Origin of the sequence: Ulvibacterium sp. (genome assembly GCF_028285715.1) — a bacterium.
In the GTDB taxonomy this organism is placed as follows: Bacteria; Bacteroidota; Bacteroidia; order Flavobacteriales; family Flavobacteriaceae; genus Ulvibacterium.
The window spans coordinates 348,304-374,428 of record NZ_JANQOO010000021.1 but is presented as its reverse complement, the minus strand read 5'-3'; the positions used below and the strand labels follow the sequence as shown (position 1 = coordinate 374,428).

The following is a 26,125-nucleotide window of genomic DNA, read 5'->3' as shown; positions in this document are numbered from 1 at the left end:
CATAATATAATTCTCCAAGCAAATAGTATAGTTGAGTTAAGACTAATCTTTAGTTACTAAAAGATCAGCTATCAAAAATATGAATTACAAATAAGTTAAAAATCTACCTAAGGATTCCACAAAAATCCAATACAACCTTCTCCGGACTTTTAGGTAAGGATTTAAACTCTTCATGGGCGACCAGAAAAACAACAATGTCCGCCTTCTTAAATGCTGTTTTATAGCCTGTGAGTTTGAACACATTATGCTCATTTATATTGGGTTCCACGATATAATATTGCTCGTTATTCGCATTTTGTAATACGCGCTGAACAATGTATTTTGCCGGGGACTCTCTTAAATCATCAATATTTGGTTTAAAAGCCAAGCCCATTAAGGCAATTTTGGGCTTTCTCCCATGTTGCAATTCAAATTGTAGCTTGGTATTTTGGACCTTCTCCGCACACCAAAATGATTTATAGTTGTTCACCTCCCTGGCCGTACCTATTATTTTGGACTCCATAGGATAGTCGGAAACGATGAAATAAGGGTCTACTGCGATGCAATGGCCGCCCACACCGCATCCGGGTTGCAAGATATTTACTCTTGGGTGCTTGTTGGCCAAGTTTATCAATTCCCAGACATTAATATCGGCTTTGTCTGAAATTAATGATAACTCGTTGGCAAAAGCGATTTGTACATCCCTAGAAGAATTTTCCACCAATTTACACATTTCGGCGGTCCGGGCATTGGTCTTGTGCAATTCACCTTTAACGTATTTGGCATAAAAAGCTACCGCCTTCTCAGTTGAGGCCTCATCGACTCCACCAATGACCCTATCATTATGTACTAATTCATACATTACATTACCCGGTAATACACGTTCTGGACAATATGCAATATGCAACTTTCCATTTAGTTCCGGACGTTCTTCATAAATGTACTGCATCATCTTCTCTGTGGTTCCAACAGGCGAGGTAGATTCAATGATATATAGATCACCTTCCTTGAGTAAGGGTAGTATCGCTTTCGTTGCGGCATGGACGAAAGAAATGTCGGGTTCATTTTTGTCCTTAAAGGGCGTGGGTACTACTATCAGGTAGTTATCCGCCGCTACAGGAGTTGTATCGGCTTTTAAAAAACCTCCACCCACAGCTTTTGAAACCGCAGTATCCAAAGAAGGTTCTACAATATGAATTTCACCTCGGTTTATGGTGTCCACAACTTTCTGGTTAATGTCCACGCCATGGACATAGGTTCCCCCTTCCGCAATCAATGCTGCTGTAGGCAGGCCAATATAGCCTAGGCCTATCATTACTACTTCTGGATTGTTCATTAATCTAAGTTTTCTATAAATTTCACAATTCGTTGACATGCTTTTCCATCCCCATAGGGGTTGTGCAATTTGCTCATTTTCCCATAACGTTCAGGGTTCCCCATTAAATCTATGGTTTCGTTTACAATTTTCGCTTTGTCGGTACCAACAAGTATAACCGTACCGGCATCAACGGCCTCCGGTCTTTCGGTCGTATCCCGCATTACCAATACCGGTTTACCAAGACTGGGAGCTTCTTCCTGAACGCCCCCGCTATCCGTAATTACGAGCTCACATTTATTCATTAACCAAACAAATGCAGGATAGGCTAGGGGAGCAATTAGTTTAATACTTTTTTGCTCTCCAAGAATATCATATACTGGTTTTTGTACTTTGGGATTCAAATGCACAGGATATACGATTTGCACATTTTCAACTACTTCCCCTATTTTCTTTAATGCTTCACAAATATTGATAAAACCCTGCCCATGATTTTCCCTTCGATGACCCGTAACCAAAACAATTCGTTTTGTGAAATCAAGCTCATTCTTCAACTGTGTTATTTCATGGTCCTCAATAGTATCTACTCTGGAAACACTCTCAAAAAGGGCATCAATTACGGTATTGCCGGTAATTAAAATATTATCCTTTGGAATTCCTTCGTTCCGCAAATTATCAAACGAAGTCTGTGTTGGTGCAAAATGATAGTCTGCAATATGCCCGGTAATGGTTCGGTTTATTTCTTCCGGAAAAGGGGCCAATTTATTAAAGGTACGTAGTCCTGCTTCAACATGACATATCTTTGCACCGGAATAGAATCCCGCGATACTGGATCCCATTGTTGTAGTGGTGTCCCCATGCACATAAACATAATCTGGTTTGAATTCTTCAAGAACGGGCTGTAATCCCGTAATGATAGCGGCGGTCAATCCGTATAAATTCTGACCGGGTTTCATAAGGTTAAGGTCGTAATCCGGAGAAATTTCGAAAAAATCCAGTACCTGATCCAACATTTCACGGTGCTGCGCGGTAACACACACCTTGGTTTCAAAAGTTTCATTTTTTAAAAAGGCTTTGACCAATGGCGCCATTTTTATAGCCTCGGGACGTGTTCCAAATATGATTAGGTTTTTCTTTTTCATTCTATGATTTTGTTGAATTGTTATATAGAAATATTATGTGAAACCAAATTATCAAAATACAATTGGGCCCAACTGCAATGAATTGCAATTAAGCCAAAACTCTTTTCATTTCCTCCAAATACTTATCTCCCAGTTTTTCTCTATCAAAATGTTCTTTAGCATATCTATAACCATTTTCACCTTGTTCCTTCAAGTCAAAATCCCCACGAATATACTGTCTGACCTTTTCTGCGATATCGTCAGCATTCTCTGGCTCCGCAAAAACCCCACACTTTGCCTCATCAACCACCAATTGTCTGGAAATACCGTCTATGGCTAACAAAATGGGTTTTTTGCAGGACATGTAGTCAAAAGTTTTATTGGAATATATTGTTTTAAAGGTATCTACTTTTTTAAGGACCGCTGTTCCAAGATCTGATGCAAGGATATACTCGAATGCTTTGGTTTTGGATACGGAATCCACGAATCGAATGTTTTTAAGCTTTCTGGCCTGGGCCTCGGCCACCAAATCCTCCTTTTTCATTCCGCCTCCTATCAACTGGAAAAGGACATTGGTTTCCTGTAGCTTTTCGGCTGCGTCGATCAATTGTACAAGATGATTGGCAACCCCATGGGCACCAATATAGGTTATGACAAATTTGTCATCAATCCCTTCTTCCCTTCTGAATTTTTTTGGGTCAAAGTTTTTCGCCACCTCTTCGGCCAAGGAAAAGTCGGCCGCGTTGGGAATATAAATGATTTTGTCCTCCGGGATGTTTTTGTTATGTATTAACTTTTCCCTAAATGCAGGTGTGAGTACATTGATCCGTTTTGCCTTTTTATATATGGTCTTTTCAAACCAATATGAAAATTTTATAAGCCACGGATTGCTGATAACTCCAGTATCTATGGCAGATTCTGGCCAAAGATCTCTTACCTCGAATATCAATGGCAATCTTTTGAACACGGATAGAACATAGGCAGAGATACCGACAAACAAAGGCGGAGAGGTTACCACAAGCACGTCATATTTGCCTTTAACCTTGAAAAGACCTGCCCAAATACTGGAAAAGACAAAAGTGAAATATGCCCAGAACCTACCTAGGAAGTTTACGTCATAGGCTTCGGATACATGGCAGCGAAAAACGTCAATGTTTTTGTGATAATCCTTTTCATGAAAAACATATTTTCCTTCATAAAGTGGATTTTTTTTGCCTCCGACACTGGGCCAACTGGCTATAACGGTTACTTCATGGCCTTGATGCGACCATATTTTTGTCATCTCGTTAAAACGTGACCCACCTCCTTGATTTTTACCTAAAAAATATTGATGGATTAATAGGATTTTCACACTTACTTTATTTTAATTATGGTTTTAAATCCGGTTTTCGAAAAATAGGTATATCTAATGGAAGGTTCAATTTCTCCATAATAATTGGAACACCATTTTTCCTCTATTTTTGGATTCAATATTTTCCCATTCCCATCTTCACAATGGACATGGATTTGGTCATACGTTTTTGGATTAAAATGCCAATATTGTTGTGAGACATGGTTATTGGCATTTTTTAAGGTGTCGCGAATCACCCACTCGTTTTTCTTCTTGGTCTTAATCACCCTTCTATTATGCACAATTTTGTTTCCTAGTTCTGGAAAACCCGTGTACTCTCCATCAAATTCAAAATCATCTTCTTTTTCGGTTAATGTTGCGTTTGCTTTTTTAGTCCAATAATTCCAAATAAACCTGGATCCCCTTAACATTTGGTCCTTGCTACCAACAGAAACGGTATTATGTCCAAAACATTGTTCAAAAAATCCACCATACTCTTCTGTGGTATTATATTTATAAGACCCAGTGTCCCAGATGTAATTATGGCCATTTAACCATATGTCCAAATGTAAATTGTCCGCATGTCCGGGTCTGTCCTTGTATCTGGCGCACTTGACAAAAGTTTTTGCAGAATCGTCATTTATAACGTAATGACCACCCATAGGAAATGATGCCAATCTATCTTGGACCGGGGACTTTATTCGGCAATTGTCAATTCCATACCACAACTGGCTTTCATCCTGCTTGGAAACTTCATGATGCAATACGGCACTTAAATCATTGATTTGGGAAGTATATATGCGATAGTCATCATCGGTCAGTTTGAAAAAAAGTGCGCCATCGTTGGCTCCATAATTTGGTAGCCTCCCGCTTTTTTGGTCATGGCATGTCCATAAATAGTGCAACGACTTTTTAGCTCTATCATAGACGGTTAAATCAAAGCGTTCTTTATGAATTTCTGCAAGTCTTATACCCCATGTAAGCAATTGAATAGCAACCCGGTGATAGTTCATTGAGAATTGCAGGAACGTACCATCCTTGTAAATTTGATAAGCGATTTCTTCCTCGAACCATTTTTTGCCCTTTTTGGACCATTTGCTCACGTTTGGTAGAAAAGGAAATAACAAACCGCTTAAGAAAAGCATAAGGGTTTCGGTTAAGGCATGATTATTCCGTACGGCTATCCTCGAAAAATGGATATTGTGATATACGTGGTGAAGTTGCCAATAAATGCAGTTCATGATCTTATTAAACCGCTCTTCGGACAACTCCTCGGAATTTCTATAGTAGTATAATGCAAACGTCCAATTTAATATTCTTAGACTTATTTCTTGGCTGCACTTGTAGTTTGGTCCCAGATTAATTGGATTATGGTCTATAAACGAGTCGATTTCCTTGAAGACGAGAGAAGCGCAATCTTCTTCAAAATGATAATCATAGCGAATTAGGTCGTACAAAAAAGAGAACCGTGCTTTCTCCCAAACATACTTTATATCACCGGCCTCTTTCGATAGGTCCTTAATCTTTGACCAATGTTCCAATTGGTATTTATAGTTCGTAGATGGGTTGGTCAACCAACCGTAATTTTTACCTAATGAAATTTTTGTTTTACCAAAATAGGTATAGATATTATTCTTAATTTCATCAAAAGACCTTTTCAAATCGGAATTTCTACTTTTGGGAATAACCAATGATTCCCTGGAATCAAAAAAGAACAATGGAGCTTCTTTACGCCATTGATCCCTTGTCATCGAAACTTTCACAGTATTCGGGTTACTGGGAAACTTTACTATCAAAACCCCAATCTTTGCAGCCATTTCGTAAAATAGGCGAAATCGAGTATAACGCATACCCATGTTTCGAACTGTATTGAGAAGTCTAAGGATTTTCAATTGCGACCTAAATATATATATATTGTTAACTACCTTGATTTTCTTTGTAATCAGTGAGCATGTGACTCTAGCATAAATCCGTTTGATACATATGATTAAGTCAGGTATTTACGCTGAATTAAATCCGGTTTCGATTTTGTTTGGGCATAGATGATTTAAAATATGGGTACTTGTACATAATACCTGATTTAAACAGAGATCCAAGATTTAGTTTTCAAGCTCTCTATGGCCGCAATTGAAGCTCTGGAGGTGTTCATAATGGATTCAAAATCTATCAATGATCCATTTCCTTCACTAACGCTGTTAATATAATTTTCGAACTGGGAAAAATGTCCTTTGTTCATTTTGGTTTTGAGTTTACCGAAGCCTTTGAACCCGTATCCTTTTGTGGATATAAAGTTATCCATAATGAGGGTGCGTTCCTGGGAATACACTTCCAGCCTTTCCTTTGAATAACTCTTTGAGCCGTTTGCAAAGTAGTTGATAACTGCATTTGAGCCATTTTCAAATCTCAAAAGTATGCTTGCGTTATCCGTATTTTCTTTGGGGTGCTTACCCATGGAGTTCAGACAGACCGATGTCACTTTTGACCCTGTTAAATAGCCAAGAAGGTCAATGTAATGGCACGCCTCACCTATTATTCTTCCGCCACCAATTTCCATATCATGTACCCAAACATTTTCGGGAATAAAACCTGCATTCATGGTGGCGATTACGTTGATTGGCGTTTCAGATGAACCTAACAAAGATTTCATTTTACTGATATGGGGTGAAAATCTGCGGTTAAACCCAACCATCAAACTTCCCTGTGACTTATTGTACGCCTTTTCAATTAAATCCAATTGACCATGATTTATCGCCAATGGCTTTTCAACAAAAACATGCTTATTGGCCTTGAGACCATCAATTACCATTTCACTATGCAGGTTATGTTGGGTAGTAATAATAACAACATCCAATTCAGAATCTTCCAAAACATCCGAGTAACTGGTCGTGCTTCTAGATATCCCATATTTCTTAGCCAAACCTGTGCCACTTAGGCCTTTGGAACTTACGATGTATTTTATTTCTGCGTTCGCCTTTTTGAGCATTGGCAATAAGGTCATACGTGTAAAGTTTCCCGCACCAACAATTCCTATTACTCCCTTTGAATTCCCAAAATCCCTTTGTTCCGATACCACGACAGTGGTTGCACTGTCAGGAGATGAGCTGTATTCCAGAATACTGGCTATAGCTTCCTTGGATTTCATATTATCATAGATTTCAGAAAAGTCCTTAATAGGAACCCGTTGAGTTATTAAGGACTTAACGTCAACTGATTTATTTGAAATTGCCTTTAGTATTGCTTCAAAATTTCGTTTTTCAGTCCAACGGACATATGCTATGGGATAATCTTGACCTTTATTTTCATAACTACTATCATAGCGCCCTGGACCATAGGAACATGAAACCTGGAAATCAAGCTCTTTTTCGTAGAAATCCGATCTTGAAAGATTAAGACCTATTACCCCGACCAAAACTATTTTACCCTTTTTTCTGCTCATTTTGGCCGCATCGGAAATAACAACATCAGATTTTGTCGATGCTGTGATTACAACGCCATCACATCCAATACCATTTGTTTTATCCATTACAAACTTTACGGGTTCTGAACCTTCGCCAGGATTAAATGCCGTGATACCAAAAGAAGATGCCAAATTCACCTTATCCTTATCCAAATCGTATCCAATTACCTCGCAACCATTGGCCTTTAGCAATTGCGCAGTTATAAGTCCAATAAGACCCAAACCAATGACAACAACAGTTTCCCCAAAAGTTGGCTTCAATAATCTAATTCCTTGCAACCCAATAGATCCTATAACCGTAAAACAAGCTTCCTCGTCGGTAACATTCTTAGGAATGGGCACCACCAAATTTTTTGGGATACAAACAAATTCGGCATGCGCCCCGTTCGATGCTACCCTATCCCCAATTTTGAACTCGCTGACTCCTTTTCCAATCTCTTCTACAATCCCCACATTGCAATAGCCCAGTGCAAGGGGTTCACTTAATTTGTTGAAAACGGCATTGACTGTTGGCATTAAACCATCCGACTTCACTTTATTTAGAACCTCCTTAACTTTGTCTGGTTGTTGTTTGGCCTTTTGCAGAAGGTTAGCTTTTCCGAATTCGACCAACATTTTTTCCGTGCCTAACGAGACCAAGGTTTTAGTGGTCCTAATTAAAACATGACCGGGTTTCACTTGTGGTTTTGGTACATCTTCCAGGATGGTTTCTCCTGTTTTGAATGATTGGATAATTTGTTTCATAATTTTTGTCGGCCTATTTTAAATGTACGCGTATGAACTTTTCTATTTAATCGATACTTTCTTTACGTAAAAATCTCGTATGGCGTCTTTACTTTTTAAAATTATCACTTAAAAATGCTATCAATAAGATTTACCTGAAAATTAGGATTATAGTACTCATCCATTATCTTATAGCAATCCTTTCTCATTTGCAGATTTGATTTAGCCTTAATAAGTTTTATCATATTTTTTATTTGTTCTTTTAAATCTTCAGCGTTTCCGTATTCAAAAAGGACCCCGTTGACGTTCGGCAAAATTGCCTCAAACTCTGGCATTTGCCTATTCATGTCGCTATGAGAAATGACAGGAACGCCAAACATTAATGAATGCATTGCGGTTAAACCTATTTCTCCGGGTGCAACACAGCAATCACTTGATGAGAGTAATTTGTAATTTTGCGTTTCATCGTAGGAGGCGCCATAAAAACAAATTTGGTTGGCAATTTTATACCGGTCTATTTGAGACTGTAGTTCTTTTTTTTGATCCCCATCTCCTACAAATAGTAGATTCACATAAATATTTTCGTCTTTTAGTAATTTAATAGCCTCTATAAGTAAATTTAATTTCTTTTGGACCGTTAGACGGCCAATGAAAACAAGTTGGTCATTGTTTGGGCTGTCGAACAAACTAGCCCTTATGCGCTGTCTTTCGTTCTCGCTTAGTGTTTCCCTTAATTTAACTTGCTCTTTGTAATCCAAAGAGTTGTAAATAACCTTTACTTTTTCTTTATTAAGTCCTAAGTTAATTAGATTTTGTTTGGCTAAATTTCCATAGAGCAATAATCCATTAAAGAGATATTTGTAAAAAACGAAATAAATCCTATTCTTTAGATTTTTATGATTTGTGAGAATTCCATGCGTCCAATTAAAAACTTTTACTCCTTTTATTCTCAGTATAAAAGCAGCAATAATAATGGAAATCCAATTGGGAGGGGAATGTACGATGGCACCATCAGGTTTTTGAGAAATCACATAACGGACTAATCCCCTACTAAAATAAAAGGGACCAATTTTGTACGACGGAAAATCCTTAAAATCGGCTGAATCCTTAAAATTATACGGCTTTACATTATTATACCCTTTTTTATCCCCGAAAAACATGTAACGGTTACGGGTCGAATTCATAAGGGCTTCTATAATACCAACTCTATAATGCGGAAATCCTGGATATATGACTAATATTTTATTCATTGGCTATAAAATAGTTGTACGAAACATTAAATTCAATTCTATACGGATACATACAACAGTTTAAAGTTGCTATTGTTGTACAAATTGTGGGTATTTTTTAAAATTGGTCTTTTTCATTTTAGTGTTTTAGGCTAAAACATGTTGAATTTGGACTTGTCGCACCGATTTCTTTTTCAAGGATATAGTCTGCCATTGGAGCCTAATTAATTTTAGCGGATTTTATTTCTCTCCTTTTCTATATCAAAAAATCCACAAAGACATCACAATTATCTAAGTATTTTATAAATATTGCTACTTAAATTTGATGGCAATATTAGCCTATTTTGTGTAATGGAAATAAAAAACCGAATACTTTGTACATAAATTCGATAAACGATATGATTTGTCCCAAAAAATCAACATAATAGACTAGTTCGGTGGAAAAAACTTTTTTATTCCAGGGTAAGATTAATTTGCCGTGTGTTATGGAAAACATATAGAATTTGAGCACGGATTGTGATTATGGTAATTTTGGGGCGGTCTACCCATTATCTCAATAACAAATTTTTCCGGCCTTGATTATTTGAGCTTAAATAAACTCTGGTGAGAACCGATACTTTTTTAGTCGCTGTACTGAATGCGGCGTGAAAAGGTATTCCTGGGCCCAAAAGAATAATATTTATGTAATGGATTGAGATCCATTCATCCGGTGCAAACTATCAGTTGAAAGCATTTCGGCGAATATCAGGCAGAAGATTCAATTCGAACGACCAGGGTATTTAACGTATTTGCATTCCTGAAAGGCTAAGTTAGATGTCAAGAACCCCACTTTCCCATCTAAAGCGTCAGGCAACTGAAACACCCGGCAAATACGTAGTGCAAAGAATTATAAGGAAAATAGTTTAAGTTGAGCACTAGTGCTTTAACTTATATTTACTCTTTGAGCAACTAAAGCCTGGCATCCACCTGCTCTTTTAAAACTCCTTTTACATCATAGAGTACCCCATTTGCCGAAAGCATATCCCTTAGCTTCATTTGCAGGAACTCATCGTGGGCAACTGTCAACACCAGGGCATCATAAGTATCACTAGGAAGTTTGCCCATAGTATCCAAATCATATTCGCGTTTTACTTCATCCCGCGAGGCCCAAGGGTCAAAAATTGTGATATCAGTGCCATAGCTTTTTAAATTGTTTATAACATCAACGGACTTGCTATTCCGAACATCTGGACAGTTTGCTTTAAAAGTGATTCCTAAAACCAAAATTTTAGCCCCCTTTATTTTAATATCCTTTTGTACCATTAATTTTACAACTTCAGAAGCTACGTATTTTCCCATTCCGTCATTCATACGTCTACCGGATAGGATAATTTCAGGGTGATACCCATATTGTTGTGCTTTTTGTGCCAAATAGTAGGGATCTACACCAATACAATGTCCTCCCACCAACCCGGGCCTAAAAGGCAAAAAATTCCATTTGGTGCCTGCCGCCTCCAGAACAGCATTGGTATCTATGTTCATAAGATTGAATATTTTAGCCAATTCGTTCACAAAGGCAATATTGATATCTCGTTGAGAGTTTTCAATGACCTTAGCCGCTTCAGCCACTTTTATGGTGGGTGCCAAATGTGTTCCGGCGGTAATCACAGAGGCATAGAGCCCATCAATTTTTTTACCTATTTCAGGAGTCGAACCAGAGGTGACCTTTAATATTTTATCGATAGTATGTTCCTTGTCTCCCGGATTTACACGTTCTGGTGAATATCCTACAAAAAAATCGATGTTAAATGTTAAACCACTAATTTTTTCCAACACGGGGACGCATTCTTCTTCGGTAACCCCAGGGTATACCGTGGATTCATAAATTACGATATCCCCTTTTTTCAATACTCGCCCTACCGTTTCACTTGCCATATACAATGGCGTCAAAATAGGTCGGTTGGTGTGATCAACAGGCGTGGGTACGGTAATGATATAATAGTTGCAGTCTGCAATTTCGCTCAGTTGATCCGTACAGTACAATCCCATATCCATGTTGGGGTCAGTGACCAAAACTTCCTGAAGGATAGTATCTTCTACCTCTAAGGTGCTATCATGGCCGGCCATCAAATCTTTGACGCGGGCGTTGTTGATATCAAATCCTACTACAGGATATTTGGTGGCAAATAGACGCGCCAACGGCAAGCCTACGTAGCCCAATCCTATTATAGCAATTTTTGTATTCATGTTTTCCAATTATTTTTCATTGGACATAGAAATGACCAAAGAGAACTACCTTAGATTTTCCCAATACCAACCCACCGCCTCCCTCAAACCTGTTTTAATGTCAAATTGAGGATCATATCCCAAAAGCCGTTTGGCTTTGGCTATGGATGCTAGGGAATGCGGGACATCACCCTGACGTTTAGGACCATATTTTACAGGTATACCCGCTATTTTAGTGTCAAATTCACTCAGATATTCTTTCAGCAGGGTTACGAGTTCATTTAAATCGGTTCGTTCCCCATAAGCCACATTGTAAACCGTATTCACCGCTTCTTTTTTGTCAACAAGCATTGAACGGATATTCATTTCCAATACATTATCTATGTAGGTAAAATCTCGGGAATAGCTACCATCTCCGTTGATTGTTGGGGATTCATGTTTCATTAACTGCATAACAAATTTAGGAATCACTGCAGCATAAGCGCCATTAGGGTCTTGTTTCCTACCAAAAACGTTGAAATAGCGAAGACCTATAGTTTCTATGCCAAAGGTTTTGCTAAAAATATCGGCATAAAGCTCATTTACATACTTAGTTATGGCATACGGTGATAATGGCTTACCGATAACCTCCTCAATTTTCGGCATGTTTTTGGAATCTCCATAAGTAGATGAACTCGCCGCATACGTAAAACGCTTAACTTTTGCATCCCTAGCCGCAGACAGCATATTCAGAAAGCCTGACACATTTACGGCATTACTCGTTATGGGATCATTGATGGAGCGGGGAACGGAACCCAGTGCTGCTTGATGTAAGACATAGTCCACACCGGTACAAGCTTTGTGACAATCTTTTAAATCTCTAATGTCTCCTACCAATAAGTCGAAATTAGGATTGGACAGTAATTGCTCAATATTTTCTCTTTTCCCAGTAGCAAAATTATCAAGACAGCGTACCCGATTACCATTTTCCAAGAGGACATCACAAAGGTTAGATCCTATAAATCCAGCACCTCCGGTGACCAAAACAAGAGATGTGGGGTCAAGACCAAGATATTTTAAATGCATAAGTAATCTTTATTGTATGTCGTCTATTTTTACTAATAATCCATTCTTCCGTTATGTAGAATGCGTTCGAGAAATCTTGCCGAACTTTGTTACGCCAAGGGGACCATTATTCGAATTTTAGCCCACTGCTTCAAATACCAATACCTTATCAAGGAATCTTAATCCCTTAACTATTGGCAACAAAGATGTAAAATGTTAGTGTAAACACCATATCTACTACTTTAAAAGAAAAGGATTTCACCCTTTTCCCCAGTAATTGGCAAAAATTTGAATTGAGCAATTTTCGTATGACCAGCTAATTCCGAAGCTTATGTCATTCTACTTAAGCGAACATCCCTTTCCTTTGTCCCTCAATATATTAAGTTGAAAAATAAGTGAACATTTATTAAAGACAGGCTATACTATAGATTTCAAATGAGTTCAATGAAGGTAGTTGAAGACCGGTAGAAATGTCTTAAACTTTTGCGGTGCCCAAAAAAATATGGACTTTTACATACCATAATAACCTTTGTACCAATCCACGAATTTCTTTATACCAGTTTTAATGGGCGTATTGGGCCTATAATCGTAGTCCGCAAGTAGTGTATCTACATTGGCCCAGGTAGCGGTAACATCCCCGGGTTGCATGGGAAGCATCTCTTTTTTGGCGGTAATCCCTAGGCTTGATTCTATAGCCTCAATAAAATCCAGTAGTTTTACCGACTTGTTGTTTCCAATATTATAGAGCTTGTATTGTTCGCTATTCATGATTCTTTCTTTGGTGTCCTTTTCAATGATACGAACAACTCCTTCAACGATATCATCAATATAGGTGAAATCTCGTTCCATGTTGCCATTGTTGAATACCTTGATGAGGTTGCCTTTTACCATAGCATCCGTGAAAAGAAATATGGCCATATCCGGCCTGCCCCAGGGACCGTAAACAGTGAAAAAGCGCAGGCCCGTAGTCGCAAAACCGTATAAATGGCTATAGGTATGGGCCATCAGTTCATTGCTTTTTTTTGTAGCGGCATATAAGCTTATTGGGTGGTCAACCGAATCTGAGGTTTTGAACGGTACTTTTTCATTCTTGCCATAAACACTGGAACTACTAGCATATACCAAGTGTTTTATGCCATAATTTCTGCAGTTTTCCAGAATATTCAAAAACCCTACAACATTACTATCCACATAAACCTCTGGATTCTTCAAACTGTAGCGTACCCCAGCTTGGGCCGCTAAATTACACACGGTATCAAAAGCTTCTTTTTTGAAAAGCGAGGATAAATTGTGTCGATCTTCCAAAGTTAGGCGTATAAAGGAAAATGACGGATAGATTTTACTTTGAACTTTATGGCTGAGCTTCTCGGCAGATTTTTGATCAATGCCCAACTGGGCAAGCCGGTCATATTTCAACCGTACATCGTAGTAGTCGTTAATATTGTCCATTCCAACTACGGTGTGGTCGTTTTCAAGAAGTTTCTGGCAAACGTGGTACCCGATAAACCCGCCTGCCCCGGTCACCAATATGTTCATGATTGCCCTATTTTATAATATTTGAAACCAATGGTGTTCATCTTGATAGTATCCAATAGGCGTCTTCCGTCAAAAACAAATGCTGGTTTCAACATGTTGTCAAAAATCCCTTGCCAATCATAACCCTTAAATTCATCCCATTCTGTAAGAATTACAATGGCATGTGCATCCTTAGAGGCCTCATAAGGTTTTTTGACCACTTTGAGCAAACGTCTGTTCTCTTCTGGTTCTCGGGTGTTTAAATAGTCAAGGTCGGCATAAATACGCTTTTCGGAAACTTTGGGGTCATACACCAAAATCTCAGCCTTTTCCTCCAAAAGGGCATCCGCGACATAAATGGCGGCAGATTCCCTTGTATCGTTGGTGTCCTTTTTAAAGGCCCAACCATAAAACACCAATTTTTTTCCAGAAACCGTATTATATAAAGTAGTCACGATATTATCTGCAAAACGTCGCTTTTGATAATCGTTCATTAGGATTACCTGTTCCCAATAATCCGCTACTTCATGCAGTCCATAATTCCTAGCTATGTAAACCAGATTAAGAATGTCCTTTTGAAAACAAGAGCCGCCAAACCCAACGGATGACTTTAAAAACTTGGGGCCTATCCTACTATCAAAACCAATTGCCCGGGCTACCTCTTGAATATTTGCATCTGTTTTTTCACACAATGCGGATATAGAATTGATTGAAGATACACGTTGAGCCAAGAAGGCATTGGCCACCAGTTTGGACAGTTCTGAGGACCACACATTGGTCTGTAGGATTTTTTCCTTGGGAAGCCAACGCTCATAAACTGAGCTTAAGGCATCCTTAGCCTCTTGCCCTGATGGCGTGTCATCTCCTCCAATAAGTACGCGATCGGCGTTTAACAGATCGTTAATAGCCGTGCCTTCTGCCAAAAACTCTGGATTGGAAAGTATTTCAAATTTTACCTGATTACCAGTATTCTGAAGTATGTTCTTAATAGCTTGGGCGGTCCGGACGGGTAGCGTTGATTTTTCAATAACGATTTTGTCATCTTTTGCTACTCTGGCTATATTTCTTGCACAAAGCTCTATGTATTTTAAATCAGCAGCTTGTCCCTTTCCTTTGCCATAGGTTTTCGTAGGCGTATTTACTGAAATGAAAATCATTTGTGCCTTGTCTATGGCCTTATCAATTTCTGTAGAAAAGAAAAGATTTTTTCCCCTGCTTTGAGCAACTATTTCCCTGAGTCCCGGTTCGTATATCGGAAGATTCTCAAGGTTCACATGGTTCCAGTCATCAATACGGTCTTGATTAATGTCTACCACAGTGACATTAATCTCCGGGCATCTATTAGCGATGACCGACATAGTCGGCCCACCTACATAACCTGCTCCAATACAACAAATTTCAGTAATTTTTTTCATTGATGTTTACAACTTTTGATTGCAAAGATTAGTAAATAACTCTATATCCAATAATATATTATCGATGAAAAGTATTTTTTGGAGCATTTTAGGAAAGTTATAGATTCAGGTTCAAAAAATTGAGATTTAAGTACCAAAAAAGTCTTTTAGCCGATGTTTTTCAATTCTTAAACGAATTATAACCCGTTTTTGATTGTATAAATGAAACTATGGTTACTTTTGATGATGAAATCGTAGTTGAACTATAACCTAACTGTTTTTGGAAACACTGACTAAGATTTGGCTTTCTTCACCTCATATTGGAAGTAGTGAGCAATACTACGTTGATGAGGCATTTAGAACCAATTGGATTGCTCCATTGGGTCCAAATGTGACAGGTTTTGAAGGCGATTTGGAATATTACCTCCAAGAAGAAGCTCATGTTGCGGCCTTGAGCTCTGGGACAGCGGCAATCCATCTTGGACTTAAATTATTAGGCGTAAGCAACGGTGATGAGGTGCTTTGCCAAAGTTTTACCTTTTCCGCGTCCGCTAATCCAATTACCTATCTAGGTGCCCGGCCCATTTTTGTTGATAGTGAAAGCAAGACATGGAACATATGTCCTGAACTTCTGGAAGAAGCAATTAAGGAGAGAATTCGAACGGGTAAGAAACCTAAAGCCATAGTGGCGGTGCATCTTTATGGAATGCCCTATAAAGTTAACGAAATTCACACTTTGGCCGAAAAGTATCAAATTCCTATTTTAGAGGATAGTGCCGAGGCTCTTGGCAGTACCTATAAGGATCGCAAATGCGGAACTTTTGGTGATATCTCAATACTCTCTTTTAATGGCAATAAGATAATAACTACCTCAGGAGGTGGGGCCTTGGTGTCCAAAACCAAAGAGTATAGGGATAAGGCCGTTTTCTTGGCGACCCAGGCTCGAGACAAAGCGGTTCATTACCAACATTCCGAAATTGGTCACAATTATCGCATGAGCAATGTGTTGGCTGGAATTGGTAGAGGGCAAATGCAAGTTTTGAACGAGAGGGTCAAAGCAAGACGAAGAAATTATGAATACTATTTACAAGCATTGCGCGACTTGGACGGAATTTCATTTCTTAACGAGCCGGATGGGATGTTCTCCAATAGATGGCTGAGTTGCATATTGACCCCCTCATACGAGGTTCGCGAGAGAATTCGGTTGGCTTTGGAAAATGAGAACATCGAATCTAGACCACTGTGGAAACCGATGCATTTGCAACCGGTTTTTAAAGGACAACCTAACTTTACGAATGGTATTTCCGAAGACTTATTTCAAACAGGACTATGTTTACCTAGTAGCTCCAATCTGCTCTTTGAGGATTTGGAGCGAATAGTTGAAATCATTAAACTTGCCCTAAAATGATACAAAACTATCTAACCAGTACAGTTGAAAGATTTGCTTCCAAATGGTTGGTATTGGGAATTGATATTGCTATCGTGGCCATTTCCTTTGTACTGTCTTATTTTATCCGCTTTAATCTTACTTTTGATTTCGACGTAGATATGTTGTTCGTGCAGTTGCCATGGGTGTCTTTAATAGCACTATGTTCATTTTTACTAGTAGGCTCATATAAAGGGGTAGTAAGGCATACTGGTTTACGGGATGTTTATAACATCTTCAACGCTGTATGTCTAGCGAGTATTTTGTCAATTTTTTTGATTCTGGCGAATAGAAAGTTTCAATTGGTTGATGATTTTACCATTCCTCTATCCATAATAATTTACAACAGTTTATTAAGTTTTATCGCATTGGTTTCTTCCAGGTACATCTTTAAAACGATGTATCAGAACTTAATAAGTCAAAGTAGCTTCAACTCGACCAAAAACGTTTTGATATATGGTGCTGGGGAATCCGGAATACTAACTTACGGTGCTATTACCAACCACTCCAAAAGTAATGTTAAGGTTATCGGTTATATTGACAGGGACAAGAAAAAGATTGGAAAACTGATCAATGGTGTCAGTGTTTATGCCCCGGAAGTCCTAACAGAAGCTTTTATTCGGAAGAAGGGTATTGCCGAGATAATCTTTTGTATCCAGAATATAGATCACAAAAGACTAAAGAGCTTGCTCGAGGGGTTGGTAGATTTTCCAGTGTTGGTAAAAATAGTCCCTCCGGTTGAAGATTGGATAAATGGTGAATTAAAAGCCTCTCAAATCAAAAAAGTCCAGATCGAGGATTTATTGAATAGGGCACCTATTGATATTGCAAACTCTAAGATACGCGAGGAAGTGAAAGACAAAGTAATATTTGTCACTGGCGGTGCGGGTTCCATAGGCAGCGAAATAGTTAGACAAATATGTAATTATAATTATAGTTCTCTTATAATTATAGACCAAGCGGAATCAGCACTTTATGATTTGCAACAGGAGTTGAAGCAAAAAGGGCATCATAATTTTGTTCCACTGGTTGGAGATGTACGGGATAAAAATAGGATGAACAGTATTTTTCAGGAATACAAACCTGATATCGTTTTTCATGCCGCCGCTTATAAACACGTGCCTTTGATGGAATATAATTCCTATGAGGCCATAAAAATTAATATAGCAGGCACAAAAACTATTGCTGATCTAGCACTTAATCATAATGTTGAAAAGTTTGTGCTTATATCCACAGATAAAGCGGTTAATCCCACCAACGTGATGGGGGCAAGTAAGCGAATAGCCGAAATTTATGTGAGTTGTTTGCAACAAGAAAACGATACCAAATTTATTACAACACGTTTTGGAAATGTTTTGGGTTCCAATGGTTCTGTAATTCCCTTGTTCCGGAAACAAATTGAAAATGGGGGTCCAATAACGCTTACCCATAAGGAGATTACCCGATACTTCATGACCATTCCCGAAGCTTCACAACTTGTCTTGGAAGCGGGTGCTATGGGCAAGGGTGGTGAAATTTTTATTTTTGACATGGGGGAATCGGTCAAAATCTACGACTTGGCAAAAAATATGATTAAGTTATCCGGATTGAGTTACCCGGAGGATATTGATATAAAAGTTACAGGGCTGAGGCCAGGCGAAAAACTGTATGAGGAATTATTGGCCAATGGCGAGAATACATTGCCTACCTATCATAAAAAAATCAAAATAAGTAAAACACGAGAATTGGATTACATTGATCTTAGGTCCAAGATAGATGAACTTTGTATTACCAATATGTTCTTCAGTAAAAACACGGTTAGACTTATGAAAAGCATTGTACCGGAATATATATCCAAAAATTCCAAGCTTTGTGAATTGGACGAAAAAGAGAACTCAAAAGTGGGGAACGCTACATCCTTAAAAGTTGTGGAATCCTAAAATAAATCCATTAACTTGCGAAGCTTTAACCAATAATAAAGTTATCTAATGCTAAAGACAGGTATTTCTATCAGAGTCGTTTTCCTTTTTTGTGTCATTGCAATATTCGTTGCCTCCTGTGCTTCCAGGAAGGAGGTGGTATACTTTCAGGACACTGGCGACTTTGAGACCTTGGTAAACAACAGTGGATTTATATCCAAGTTCAAGGTAGATGATCTTATAGATATTCATGTTTCTTCGTTAAACCCTGAAGCCAGTGGCCCTTTTAATTTGTTCAGGGGTATGCCAGGAATGGGAGGTCAACCGGAACAAGTGAATTACTTAGTGGATCAGGCAGGGGAGATTGATTTTCCAGTTATCGGTAAATTAAAAGTGGAAGGGCTTTCTCCGGATGAACTGCGTATACTTCTAAGAGAAAGATTATCGGAGTATCTGAAGGATCCTATCATAAATATTAGACTAAGGAACTATACGGTTACCGTTTTAGGAGAGGTGTTAAGGCCAGGAACCTACCCCGTTAACGGAGAGCAAATCACCATATTGGAGGCATTGGGATTTGCTGGCGACTTGACGATTAGGGGTGTCAGAACCAATGTTTTGGTAATACGGGATTTTAACGGTACCAAAGTTTATACGCGTATTGACCTTACTTCAAAGAACGTAGTAAAGTCTCCAGTATATTATCTTACTCAGAATGATGTGGTGTATGTAGAACCCAACAAATCTGGGATTTCTGCTACGAGTCTGGATCAAAGGACTACTATTGCCATTTCAATCGCCTCAATTTTAATTACTTCGACTATTATTTTGATTACCCGTTCATAAGAAATTGACCTATAAATGAATATTAAATGAGTTCGAAGCCCTTAAATCATTCTCAAGAAGGTCCTGATTATAGAGAAATTCTGAAACCGTATCTAAAAAGCTGGAAATGGTTTGTAATATCGGGATTAATGGCCTTAATATTTGGATTCATTTATATCCGTTATGCTGTCCCGCAATACGCTGTACAAGCTAAAATTCAAATATTGGACAATAATCAAGGATCCTCCCAGCTTAATGTTTTTGAGGACTTGGGCATCTTAGGTGAGGGAGGCATCGAAATAGAGGATGAAATCGAGATTATTAAATCAAGATCTAACCTAATCGCCTTAGTGGAGAAATTAGGGCTCAACATAAATATTACCGCTTTAGGTAATATTAAGAATTCCCCTATTTATCGTAATCCAGACCCTCCATTCAACATAAATTTTCTTGCTCCGGATTCCCTTGTCCATAATTCAAGAGCAGGTTTCTTCATTACGTTGTCATCGAAAACAACTTTTGAATATGCTGAAGACGACAAGGGCCCGACCACACTGCATTCGTATGGAAAAACAATTTCCTCTCCGGTCGGAGATATCATTGTAACCCCAAATAATGTAGACTCTCACAAGTTTGGGACAAATTATGTAGTATCTGTCAATCCTTTATCCACTGTTGCGGCAAATTATCAAAAAGCTCTGGAAATCACAGTTGAGAATCATAGATCCAAGATTCTTACACTCTCCTTAAACGATGCTATCGTTCCTAGGGCGCAAGATATCATTAACACTTTAATATCAATATATAACCAAAATGCCGTTGACGATAAAAAGGCCCTTGCCGATAGAACATCTGAATTTATAGATGATAGAATAGCTCAAATTTCATCTAGTTTGACCACCGCGGATGAATCGGCCGTAGAGTTTAAATCGGATAGGGGTCTAACTGACATTGCCACTCAAACCAACCTTAATTTAAATCTTGGGGCTCAAAATCAACAACAGTTGCAAGATGCATCCATACAATTGGATATTGCCTCTTCAATGAAGAACATTATTGATAATGATGACGGGTATGATTTACTTCCCTCGAATATTGGACTGGAAGACCGTTCGATAGCAACAACCACCCAGAGATATAATGAATTGGCTCTGGAAAGGAAGCGCCTGTTAGAGAGTTCCAATGACAAAAATCCGATAATTGTAAATTTGGACCAACAATTGGACGGACTTAAACGTAGCATGCGAACAAGTTTAGATGGTATGACCAATAGTTTGGGCCTCCAAGTCAATGATCTCAGTAGTCGATTATCCAGAATCAATTCAAGAATATACTCAGCTCCAAAAAACGAACGTGCTCTTAGGGATATATCAAGGCAGCAAGAAACTACCGAATCCCTATATTTATATTTGTTGCAAAAACGCGAGGAATCACAGATAGCGTTTGCATCTTCCGAACCAAAGTCCAACATACTTGATGATGCCTATGCCGTAAGTGAATTTCCAATTTCCCCGAAAAAGAAACTTGTACTATTGGCTTCTTTACTTCTTGGATTATTGGTGCCATTTTCCGTAATATATGTAAATTCTTTATTGGACAACAAAGTTCATAACAAGATTGGTTTGGAAAAATTGACTGGGGATATTCCTGTATTAGCCGAACTCCCTAAAATTTCTAAAAAGGAAAGCAAACTGGTGAAACCAGGGGAGCGAACAGTATTGGCGGAATCTTTACGTATCCTAAGGACCAATCTCGACTATCTGCTAAAATCCAAAAATAAAAAAGAGAATAGAGCCAACATTGTCTATGTAACTTCCAGTGTCTCAGGTGAAGGCAAAACTTTGGTAGCCTCTAATTTAGCTATGATTTTTGCAAATACAGATAAAAAGGTATTGTTGATTGGAGGCGATATTAGAAATCCAAAAATATATCAGTTCTATTCCGGGAAGAATGTTGACAAATTAGGTAGGGCTACAAGGAACAAAGAAGGCAACGGACTTACCGAATACTTGGTAAATCAAAATTTGGAGGGAAAAGATATCATTTCTCCCATGTTGGCTTATGATCAAACGGTTGATGTAATCTATTCTGGAAAAATTCCACCTAATCCGGCAGAACTTTTGATGAACGGCCGAATGAAAGAATTATTGGAATGCATGTCCTTACAGTATGATTATATTATCGTAGATACAGCGCCATTAATGGTAGTGACCGACACGCTATTGATAAGTGAATATGCAGATCGGATTTTATATGTGACGAGAGCGGGAATGACGGAAATGAAAGTATTGGAGCATCCTCTTAGACTTTATAAAGAGGGCAAACTTAATGGATTATCTTTCATCGTAAATGGAGTTAACGATTCCAATTTGGGATATGGAGGAAAATATGGCTACGGCTATAATAAATCCATAAAAAAATGGTGGAAGTTCTAAGGTTATTGATGCCGCTTCTATAAATAGGTCCTTTTTTGAAGAATTAATCATTCAAAAAAACACTGTTCCTGAATTCAAAAAAATGAAGAACTAGACTTTGGGGAGTTACTCCTTTTAAAATTAATTGAAGCTTCAGTTTTTTGTATAGTGGGCATAGGGAGTAATCTTAATGGCACACAATGATTGCAATTTCCTTATTCTAGATTTAAAATAATACCCCAGTATTCTCGTCTTTCTTTGTCCAAACTAGCTAGGGCTACTTTTATATAGACGTTCAAGTATTTGGAAGCCTCATTAAATGGTTTAATTTCAAACTGATTTACTTTTTTTGTTTTACTTCTTCATAACTGATTACCCAAATTTGAAAAAGCACTTTTACCTCCCTAAAAAGAGTGTGGGATCTAACATTTCCAATTTAGCTGTAGTTCAGGTAGATAAAGTAAAGTTTTAAATTTGAGAAGTTTGGTAGGGCTAATACCGAAATTTCACCCAAACTATTACTTTTTCCAAATTGAAAAAGATCGTAGGAAAACATTCCTTTGGCTCACCTATTGGGTTGTCTTAAAATATTGTTTCAAAGATTCCCTACTGACCTCGGGATGCTAAATCAAGAAATCAACTTTTTAATTTAAGTCATGAATTGAATTACCTCAATTCAAAAAAAGGGGACTACCTAGATTACATTACCGTATAAATGGGTACATAGAAAGCGGACATGGACTTCATGTTTTGTAAAACAAATGTTAAAAAAAACTACAGTTCATCGAATAAAGAATATCTGGGCATCCAAAACAACAAGTTCATCCGTACAGTAGTAATAAAAAAATGCAGTTCATCGAAAAAAAAATGAATTTTATCGAGGACGTAGAATTTTTAAATAAATTTATCTAACCCAAATAGAAAAATAAACCTACAAAATTCTTAACCTATCATGATATTGGACACTAACTCCCCACTGAAAGTGTTACCTCTTCTTATTATTTTATTGTCAAGTATGTCTTGCTCCAAAGACTCCGATTTGTTGGCAGAGTACGTAGTTGCTGATACCCGGATTCAGGGTCGTTTTGTTGTTGACGACTTCTTTTTTGTTTCCCTCAGCGGAAGTACCACGTTGGATGTTCTAGCCAACGATGGTATAGATGAAGAGGATTCTGCCACAATAACCGATGTAACCCAACCCGATAATGGTACGGTAACCCTCAATGACAATAGCACAATTACCTATACGCCGGATACTCCAAATTCCCCAGATACCAGCAACGATGCTGAGGAAACCGCCGATACTTTTACTTATACGGTAGAGGTGGATAATGGAGATGGTACTGCGACAATGTCAGAGGGTGATGTAATTGTTAATTCCTCCAGGCAAAATCCCGAAGCAGCAAGCCTGCAATCATACGGTGCAGTGGGGGATGGGATAACCGATGACACTGCTGCAATACAGAGTGCCTTCGATAATGAAACGGACATTACTTCGGACCCTAATAAGACCTATTTGATAAGCAGCAGTCTTGTCTTAGACCAAAACATGGCGCAGATCATCGATTTAAATGGTTCCACCATCACCAGGAATGGGCACGTTCATTGGATGCTTTTCATTGATAAAAGAGAATATAGCAATTCATTGACCACTATAAGAAATCTAAAAATAGATGGTAACGATAAATCCGGCAGTACAATAGATATTAAGTCGAGAGTGCATTTTGAAAACATAGAGATATACGATGTTATCCATGACAATGCTAATGGAATAAGGATTCTTGTATACGATGAACCAGGTATATATGGTCAATCTGTGTTCGATAACGTTAACATCCATAATCTTGAAAGTGTTAATAGCAACGGAAGTTCGGGTGATAACCCCGGAATGGTACATGGATTTTTGGTAAGTGCACAAGAAACCCCAAGCCAAACTACGCAAATTGTATATAAAAATTCTGACCTCTTTAGGCTTTGGGGCGAGGATGCAGGTGGTATAACCCTTAATTCGCCCGGTTTTGATACAAGTAACTCACCCCTGTCCTTTTGGTTCGAGAACATTTCCGTAAGGGATGCTCAAAGAAGGACTGTAAAGAGTTTTATAGGTAATACCACTTGGATAAATTCAACATTTGTTTCGGCCGCAAATGACAATCCAAAACTGGTTTCTGCTACTAAGGGAGGTTTAAATCCAGCAGGGTTGTTTGTAATTGCTTCAAGCAGTAGTGCAACCGGTTCTACAAACAATCTGGTCTGCGGATGCAGCTTTGAGGGACATCCCGATGACCCTTTTGACTCTTGGTATACACAGGTTTTAATCCAGAACCAAAACGGCCCTGCCGGTGCAGAGATAAGAAACAGCAGATTTACAGGTGGACACGGTGGAAGATGGAAAGCAAACGGAATTACCGCGTTCGGTGGTCTAGAAAGCCTTACCATAGCTAATACTACTTTTGGCACTACCAATACCATTAAGGCTTTAGGTTCCGTAAGCGGTACTTTTAAGTTGGACACAAATAATACTTATGCGGACGGCAAATCAACGGTGCTCGCACCTTCGACTATGTCATATACAGAAATAAATATGCCTTTTGAGGCATGTCCAACCATAGATTAAACCGATATTACGGGTCTTATATGAGAAGGAGAAGACTACATTTAGGATGAAGGCTACACTACCACAAAAGGCACGTTCGTTAGATAACCTCATCATTTTGTACCACGCAGGAATAAATCAACCACAGATGAAGAGAGGCAGTACCTTTACTAAATATATTAACTTCCAAACATGTTTCAAATCCTCTTCAAACCCATGGATGTTAAGTTCCAAAGGAGCAGCCCAATTGGTATGAAAGACTTTTATTACATACCCTAACTGCTTTCCCCTATGGGAATAAAAAAGTCATATTTAGGGTTATCCACGTTTTTCTCCCCCGTATTTTATTATTTTTCCTGGGTTGCCCACCACAACTGCATAATCCGGAATATCCCTTAGGATAACGGCACCTGCTCCAACAACCGCCCATTTCCCGATTTTTATACCGGGAATTACGACCGCATTTGCCCCTATATGGGTGCCTTCCCCTACGCTAACCCCGCCCGCCAAGGTAGCGTTTGGGGAGACATGCACAAAGTCTTCCAATTCACAATCGTGCTCAACAACAGATGAAGTATTAAGGATACAGTTTTCACCTATTTTTGCCGAATTGTTAATGACTACATTGGCCATCACTACGCTGCCTTTACCAATAAAGACCGCACCCCCTACTTGTGCGGAAAGATGCACCAAACCGGCTGCCAAAGTAAGGTCTTTTCCCTGTGCAATCGTTTTCCTTACAGCGTTGTTACCTATGGCAATGATGATATTAGGAATCTTTACCCCTTTTTGAGGTTGTTGAATGTGAAACCCAGCAATCTGCTGAAGGGAGACATCGTCATCATAAACCCCTACTACTGGTAAATCTATAGATTTTGCAATATCGAGTACAACTTTGGCATGCCCGCTAGCCGCATAAATATTGATCATAGGTTTCCTTTAAAAGGTGTGGCGGTCGCTTCCCCGGTTTGGTTTACCCCTTCGCGGGCAAACACCTTTTTGATGGTGAATAAAAGTATTTTTAAATCCAAAGTAAAAGATTGGTTTTCTACATACCAAACATCAAAATCAAACTTTTCTTCCCAGCTTATGGCGTTTCTACCATTTACTTGGGCCCAACCGGTAATACCGGGCCGTACATCATGGCGTCTAGCCTGATTTTTAGTATAAAGGGGCAGATACTCCGGCAGCAAAGGTCTAGGGCCAACAACGCTCATATCACTTTTAAGCACGTTGAGCAACTGAGGAAGTTCGTCCAAAGAAGATTTACGGACCAATTTCCCTAAACGTGTAAGCCGCTCTGAATCAGGCAGGAGCTTTCCTTGGGCATCTCGTTCGTCCGTCATAGTTTTAAACTTGATGATACTAAAAAGCTTTCCGTTTTGCCCCGGACGGAGTTGGAAAAAAAAAGGAGACCCGTTGTTAGCAAAATATAACCCGATAGTCAAAATAATCAGGATAGGACTGAATATGGATAAGAGCAAAAATGCGACTAAAACGTCCAATACTACTTTTACATGATTTGTATAGGAAATCATAGGCTTAAGCTGTGTTTATACCACCAAGATATTCTTTTGATGACATTTTGTAATATAAGTTATTCATTGAATGCAATTTTTCCTTGCACCCACATATTTTATCTCGTTCTGCCCAT

General features: G+C 38.6%; 17 protein-coding genes. 5 read left to right on the top strand and 12 right to left on the bottom strand.

Annotated features, from left to right (window positions below; translation table 11 throughout):
* Positions 1–103 precede the first annotated feature (103 nt).
* The 10 genes from wecC to Q0993_RS15615 all read right to left on the bottom strand — a co-directional run bounded on the left by wecC (position 104) and on the right by Q0993_RS15615 (position 15,333).
* On the bottom strand, positions 104–1,315 hold the full coding sequence (wecC, locus tag Q0993_RS15660; RefSeq protein ID WP_299534752.1) for a UDP-N-acetyl-D-mannosamine dehydrogenase: 1,212 nt from the start codon (positions 1,313–1,315) through the stop codon (positions 104–106).
* Positions 1,315–2,436, bottom strand: a complete 1,122-nt coding sequence (wecB, locus tag Q0993_RS15655; protein ID WP_299534750.1) for a non-hydrolyzing UDP-N-acetylglucosamine 2-epimerase — start codon at positions 2,434–2,436, stop codon at positions 1,315–1,317. Before wecB ends, wecC begins: the two co-directional genes overlap by 1 nt.
* 88 nt (positions 2,437–2,524) lie before the next feature.
* A complete protein-coding gene (locus Q0993_RS15650; RefSeq protein ID WP_299534748.1) occupies positions 2,525–3,766 on the bottom strand; it encodes a glycosyltransferase family 4 protein in 1,242 nt (413 codons plus the stop codon).
* Positions 3,767–3,768: 2 nt separating this feature from the next.
* Complete coding sequence (locus Q0993_RS15645; RefSeq protein WP_299534746.1) at positions 3,769–5,562, bottom strand: alginate lyase family protein; 1,794 nt, start codon at positions 5,560–5,562, stop codon at positions 3,769–3,771.
* Between the two features lie 263 nt (positions 5,563–5,825).
* Positions 5,826–7,946, bottom strand: a complete 2,121-nt coding sequence (locus Q0993_RS15640; RefSeq protein WP_299534744.1) for a bi-domain-containing oxidoreductase — start codon at positions 7,944–7,946, stop codon at positions 5,826–5,828.
* 104 nt (positions 7,947–8,050) lie between these two features.
* The gene (locus tag Q0993_RS15635) at positions 8,051–9,175 is read right to left on the bottom strand and encodes a glycosyltransferase (protein ID WP_299534742.1); all 1,125 of its coding nucleotides are present in this window, start codon (positions 9,173–9,175) and stop codon (positions 8,051–8,053) included.
* 927 nt (positions 9,176–10,102) lie between these two features.
* Entirely contained in the window at positions 10,103–11,380 is a 1,278-nt protein-coding gene (locus tag Q0993_RS15630) for a nucleotide sugar dehydrogenase (RefSeq protein WP_299534739.1), read from the bottom strand.
* A 45-nt stretch (positions 11,381–11,425) separates the two neighbouring features.
* Positions 11,426–12,424 carry an SDR family oxidoreductase gene (locus Q0993_RS15625; protein WP_299534737.1) on the bottom strand — a complete coding sequence of 333 codons (999 nt, stop codon included), beginning with the start codon at positions 12,422–12,424 and terminating at the stop codon, positions 11,426–11,428.
* 489 nt (positions 12,425–12,913) lie between these two features.
* A complete protein-coding gene (locus Q0993_RS15620) occupies positions 12,914–13,939 on the bottom strand; it encodes an NAD-dependent epimerase (RefSeq protein WP_299534734.1) in 1,026 nt (341 codons plus the stop codon).
* Positions 13,936–15,333, bottom strand: a complete 1,398-nt coding sequence (locus tag Q0993_RS15615) for a nucleotide sugar dehydrogenase (RefSeq protein WP_299534731.1) — start codon at positions 15,331–15,333, stop codon at positions 13,936–13,938. Before Q0993_RS15615 ends, Q0993_RS15620 begins: the two co-directional genes overlap by 4 nt.
* 259 nt (positions 15,334–15,592) lie before the next feature.
* Here Q0993_RS15615 and Q0993_RS15610 point away from each other — a divergent pair, with 259 nt between their 5' ends.
* From Q0993_RS15610 to Q0993_RS15590, 5 genes are all read left to right on the top strand, one after another.
* Positions 15,593–16,720, top strand: coding sequence for an aminotransferase class I/II-fold pyridoxal phosphate-dependent enzyme (locus Q0993_RS15610; RefSeq protein WP_299534729.1), 1,128 nt, complete (start codon positions 15,593–15,595; stop codon positions 16,718–16,720).
* Positions 16,717–18,657, top strand: coding sequence for an SDR family NAD(P)-dependent oxidoreductase (locus Q0993_RS15605; RefSeq protein WP_299534727.1), 1,941 nt, complete (start codon positions 16,717–16,719; stop codon positions 18,655–18,657). Before Q0993_RS15610 ends, Q0993_RS15605 begins: the two co-directional genes overlap by 4 nt.
* A gap of 48 nt (positions 18,658–18,705) precedes the next feature.
* Positions 18,706–19,482: a polysaccharide biosynthesis/export family protein gene (locus tag Q0993_RS15600; RefSeq protein ID WP_299534725.1), complete on the top strand. Its 777-nt coding sequence runs from the start codon at positions 18,706–18,708 to the stop codon at positions 19,480–19,482.
* A 26-nt stretch (positions 19,483–19,508) separates the two neighbouring features.
* Entirely contained in the window at positions 19,509–21,896 is a 2,388-nt protein-coding gene (locus Q0993_RS15595) for a tyrosine-protein kinase (RefSeq protein WP_299534723.1), read from the top strand.
* A gap of 994 nt (positions 21,897–22,890) precedes the next feature.
* Positions 22,891–24,492: an Ig-like domain-containing protein gene (locus tag Q0993_RS15590; RefSeq protein ID WP_299534721.1), complete on the top strand. Its 1,602-nt coding sequence runs from the start codon at positions 22,891–22,893 to the stop codon at positions 24,490–24,492.
* A 297-nt stretch (positions 24,493–24,789) separates the two neighbouring features.
* Here Q0993_RS15590 and Q0993_RS15585 read toward each other — a convergent pair whose 3' ends face one another.
* Both Q0993_RS15585 and Q0993_RS15580 read right to left on the bottom strand, forming a co-directional pair.
* Positions 24,790–25,401, bottom strand: coding sequence for an acetyltransferase (locus tag Q0993_RS15585; protein ID WP_367279623.1), 612 nt, complete (start codon positions 25,399–25,401; stop codon positions 24,790–24,792).
* Positions 25,398–26,009 carry a sugar transferase gene (locus Q0993_RS15580; RefSeq protein WP_299534719.1) on the bottom strand — a complete coding sequence of 204 codons (612 nt, stop codon included), beginning with the start codon at positions 26,007–26,009 and terminating at the stop codon, positions 25,398–25,400. Before Q0993_RS15580 ends, Q0993_RS15585 begins: the two co-directional genes overlap by 4 nt.
* Positions 26,010–26,125: the final 116 nt, after the last annotated feature.

Excerpts from the sequence above, each read along its gene's own strand:
- wecC (WP_299534752.1), bottom strand. The coding sequence starts at position 1,315 with ATGAACAATCCAGAAGTAGTAATGATAGGCCTAGGCTATATTGGCCTG.
- wecB (WP_299534750.1), bottom strand. The coding sequence starts at position 2,436 with ATGAAAAAGAAAAACCTAATCATATTTGGAACACGTCCCGAGGCTATA.
- Q0993_RS15645 (WP_299534746.1), bottom strand. The coding sequence starts at position 5,562 with ATGGCTGCAAAGATTGGGGTTTTGATAGTAAAGTTTCCCAGTAACCCG.
- Q0993_RS15640 (WP_299534744.1), bottom strand. The coding sequence starts at position 7,946 with ATGAAACAAATTATCCAATCATTCAAAACAGGAGAAACCATCCTGGAA.
- Q0993_RS15635 (WP_299534742.1), bottom strand. The coding sequence starts at position 9,175 with ATGAATAAAATATTAGTCATATATCCAGGATTTCCGCATTATAGAGTT.
- Q0993_RS15630 (WP_299534739.1), bottom strand. The coding sequence starts at position 11,380 with ATGAATACAAAAATTGCTATAATAGGATTGGGCTACGTAGGCTTGCCG.
- Q0993_RS15625 (WP_299534737.1), bottom strand. The coding sequence starts at position 12,424 with ATGCATTTAAAATATCTTGGTCTTGACCCCACATCTCTTGTTTTGGTC.
- Q0993_RS15620 (WP_299534734.1), bottom strand. The coding sequence starts at position 13,939 with ATGAACATATTGGTGACCGGGGCAGGCGGGTTTATCGGGTACCACGTT.
- Q0993_RS15615 (WP_299534731.1), bottom strand. The coding sequence starts at position 15,333 with ATGAAAAAAATTACTGAAATTTGTTGTATTGGAGCAGGTTATGTAGGT.
- Q0993_RS15605 (WP_299534727.1), top strand. The coding sequence starts at position 16,717 with ATGATACAAAACTATCTAACCAGTACAGTTGAAAGATTTGCTTCCAAA.
- Q0993_RS15600 (WP_299534725.1), top strand. The coding sequence starts at position 18,706 with ATGCTAAAGACAGGTATTTCTATCAGAGTCGTTTTCCTTTTTTGTGTC.
- Q0993_RS15595 (WP_299534723.1), top strand. The coding sequence starts at position 19,509 with ATGAGTTCGAAGCCCTTAAATCATTCTCAAGAAGGTCCTGATTATAGA.
- Q0993_RS15590 (WP_299534721.1), top strand. The coding sequence starts at position 22,891 with ATGTCTTGCTCCAAAGACTCCGATTTGTTGGCAGAGTACGTAGTTGCT.
- Q0993_RS15585 (WP_367279623.1), bottom strand. The coding sequence starts at position 25,401 with ATGATCAATATTTATGCGGCTAGCGGGCATGCCAAAGTTGTACTCGAT.
- Q0993_RS15580 (WP_299534719.1), bottom strand. The coding sequence starts at position 26,009 with ATGATTTCCTATACAAATCATGTAAAAGTAGTATTGGACGTTTTAGTC.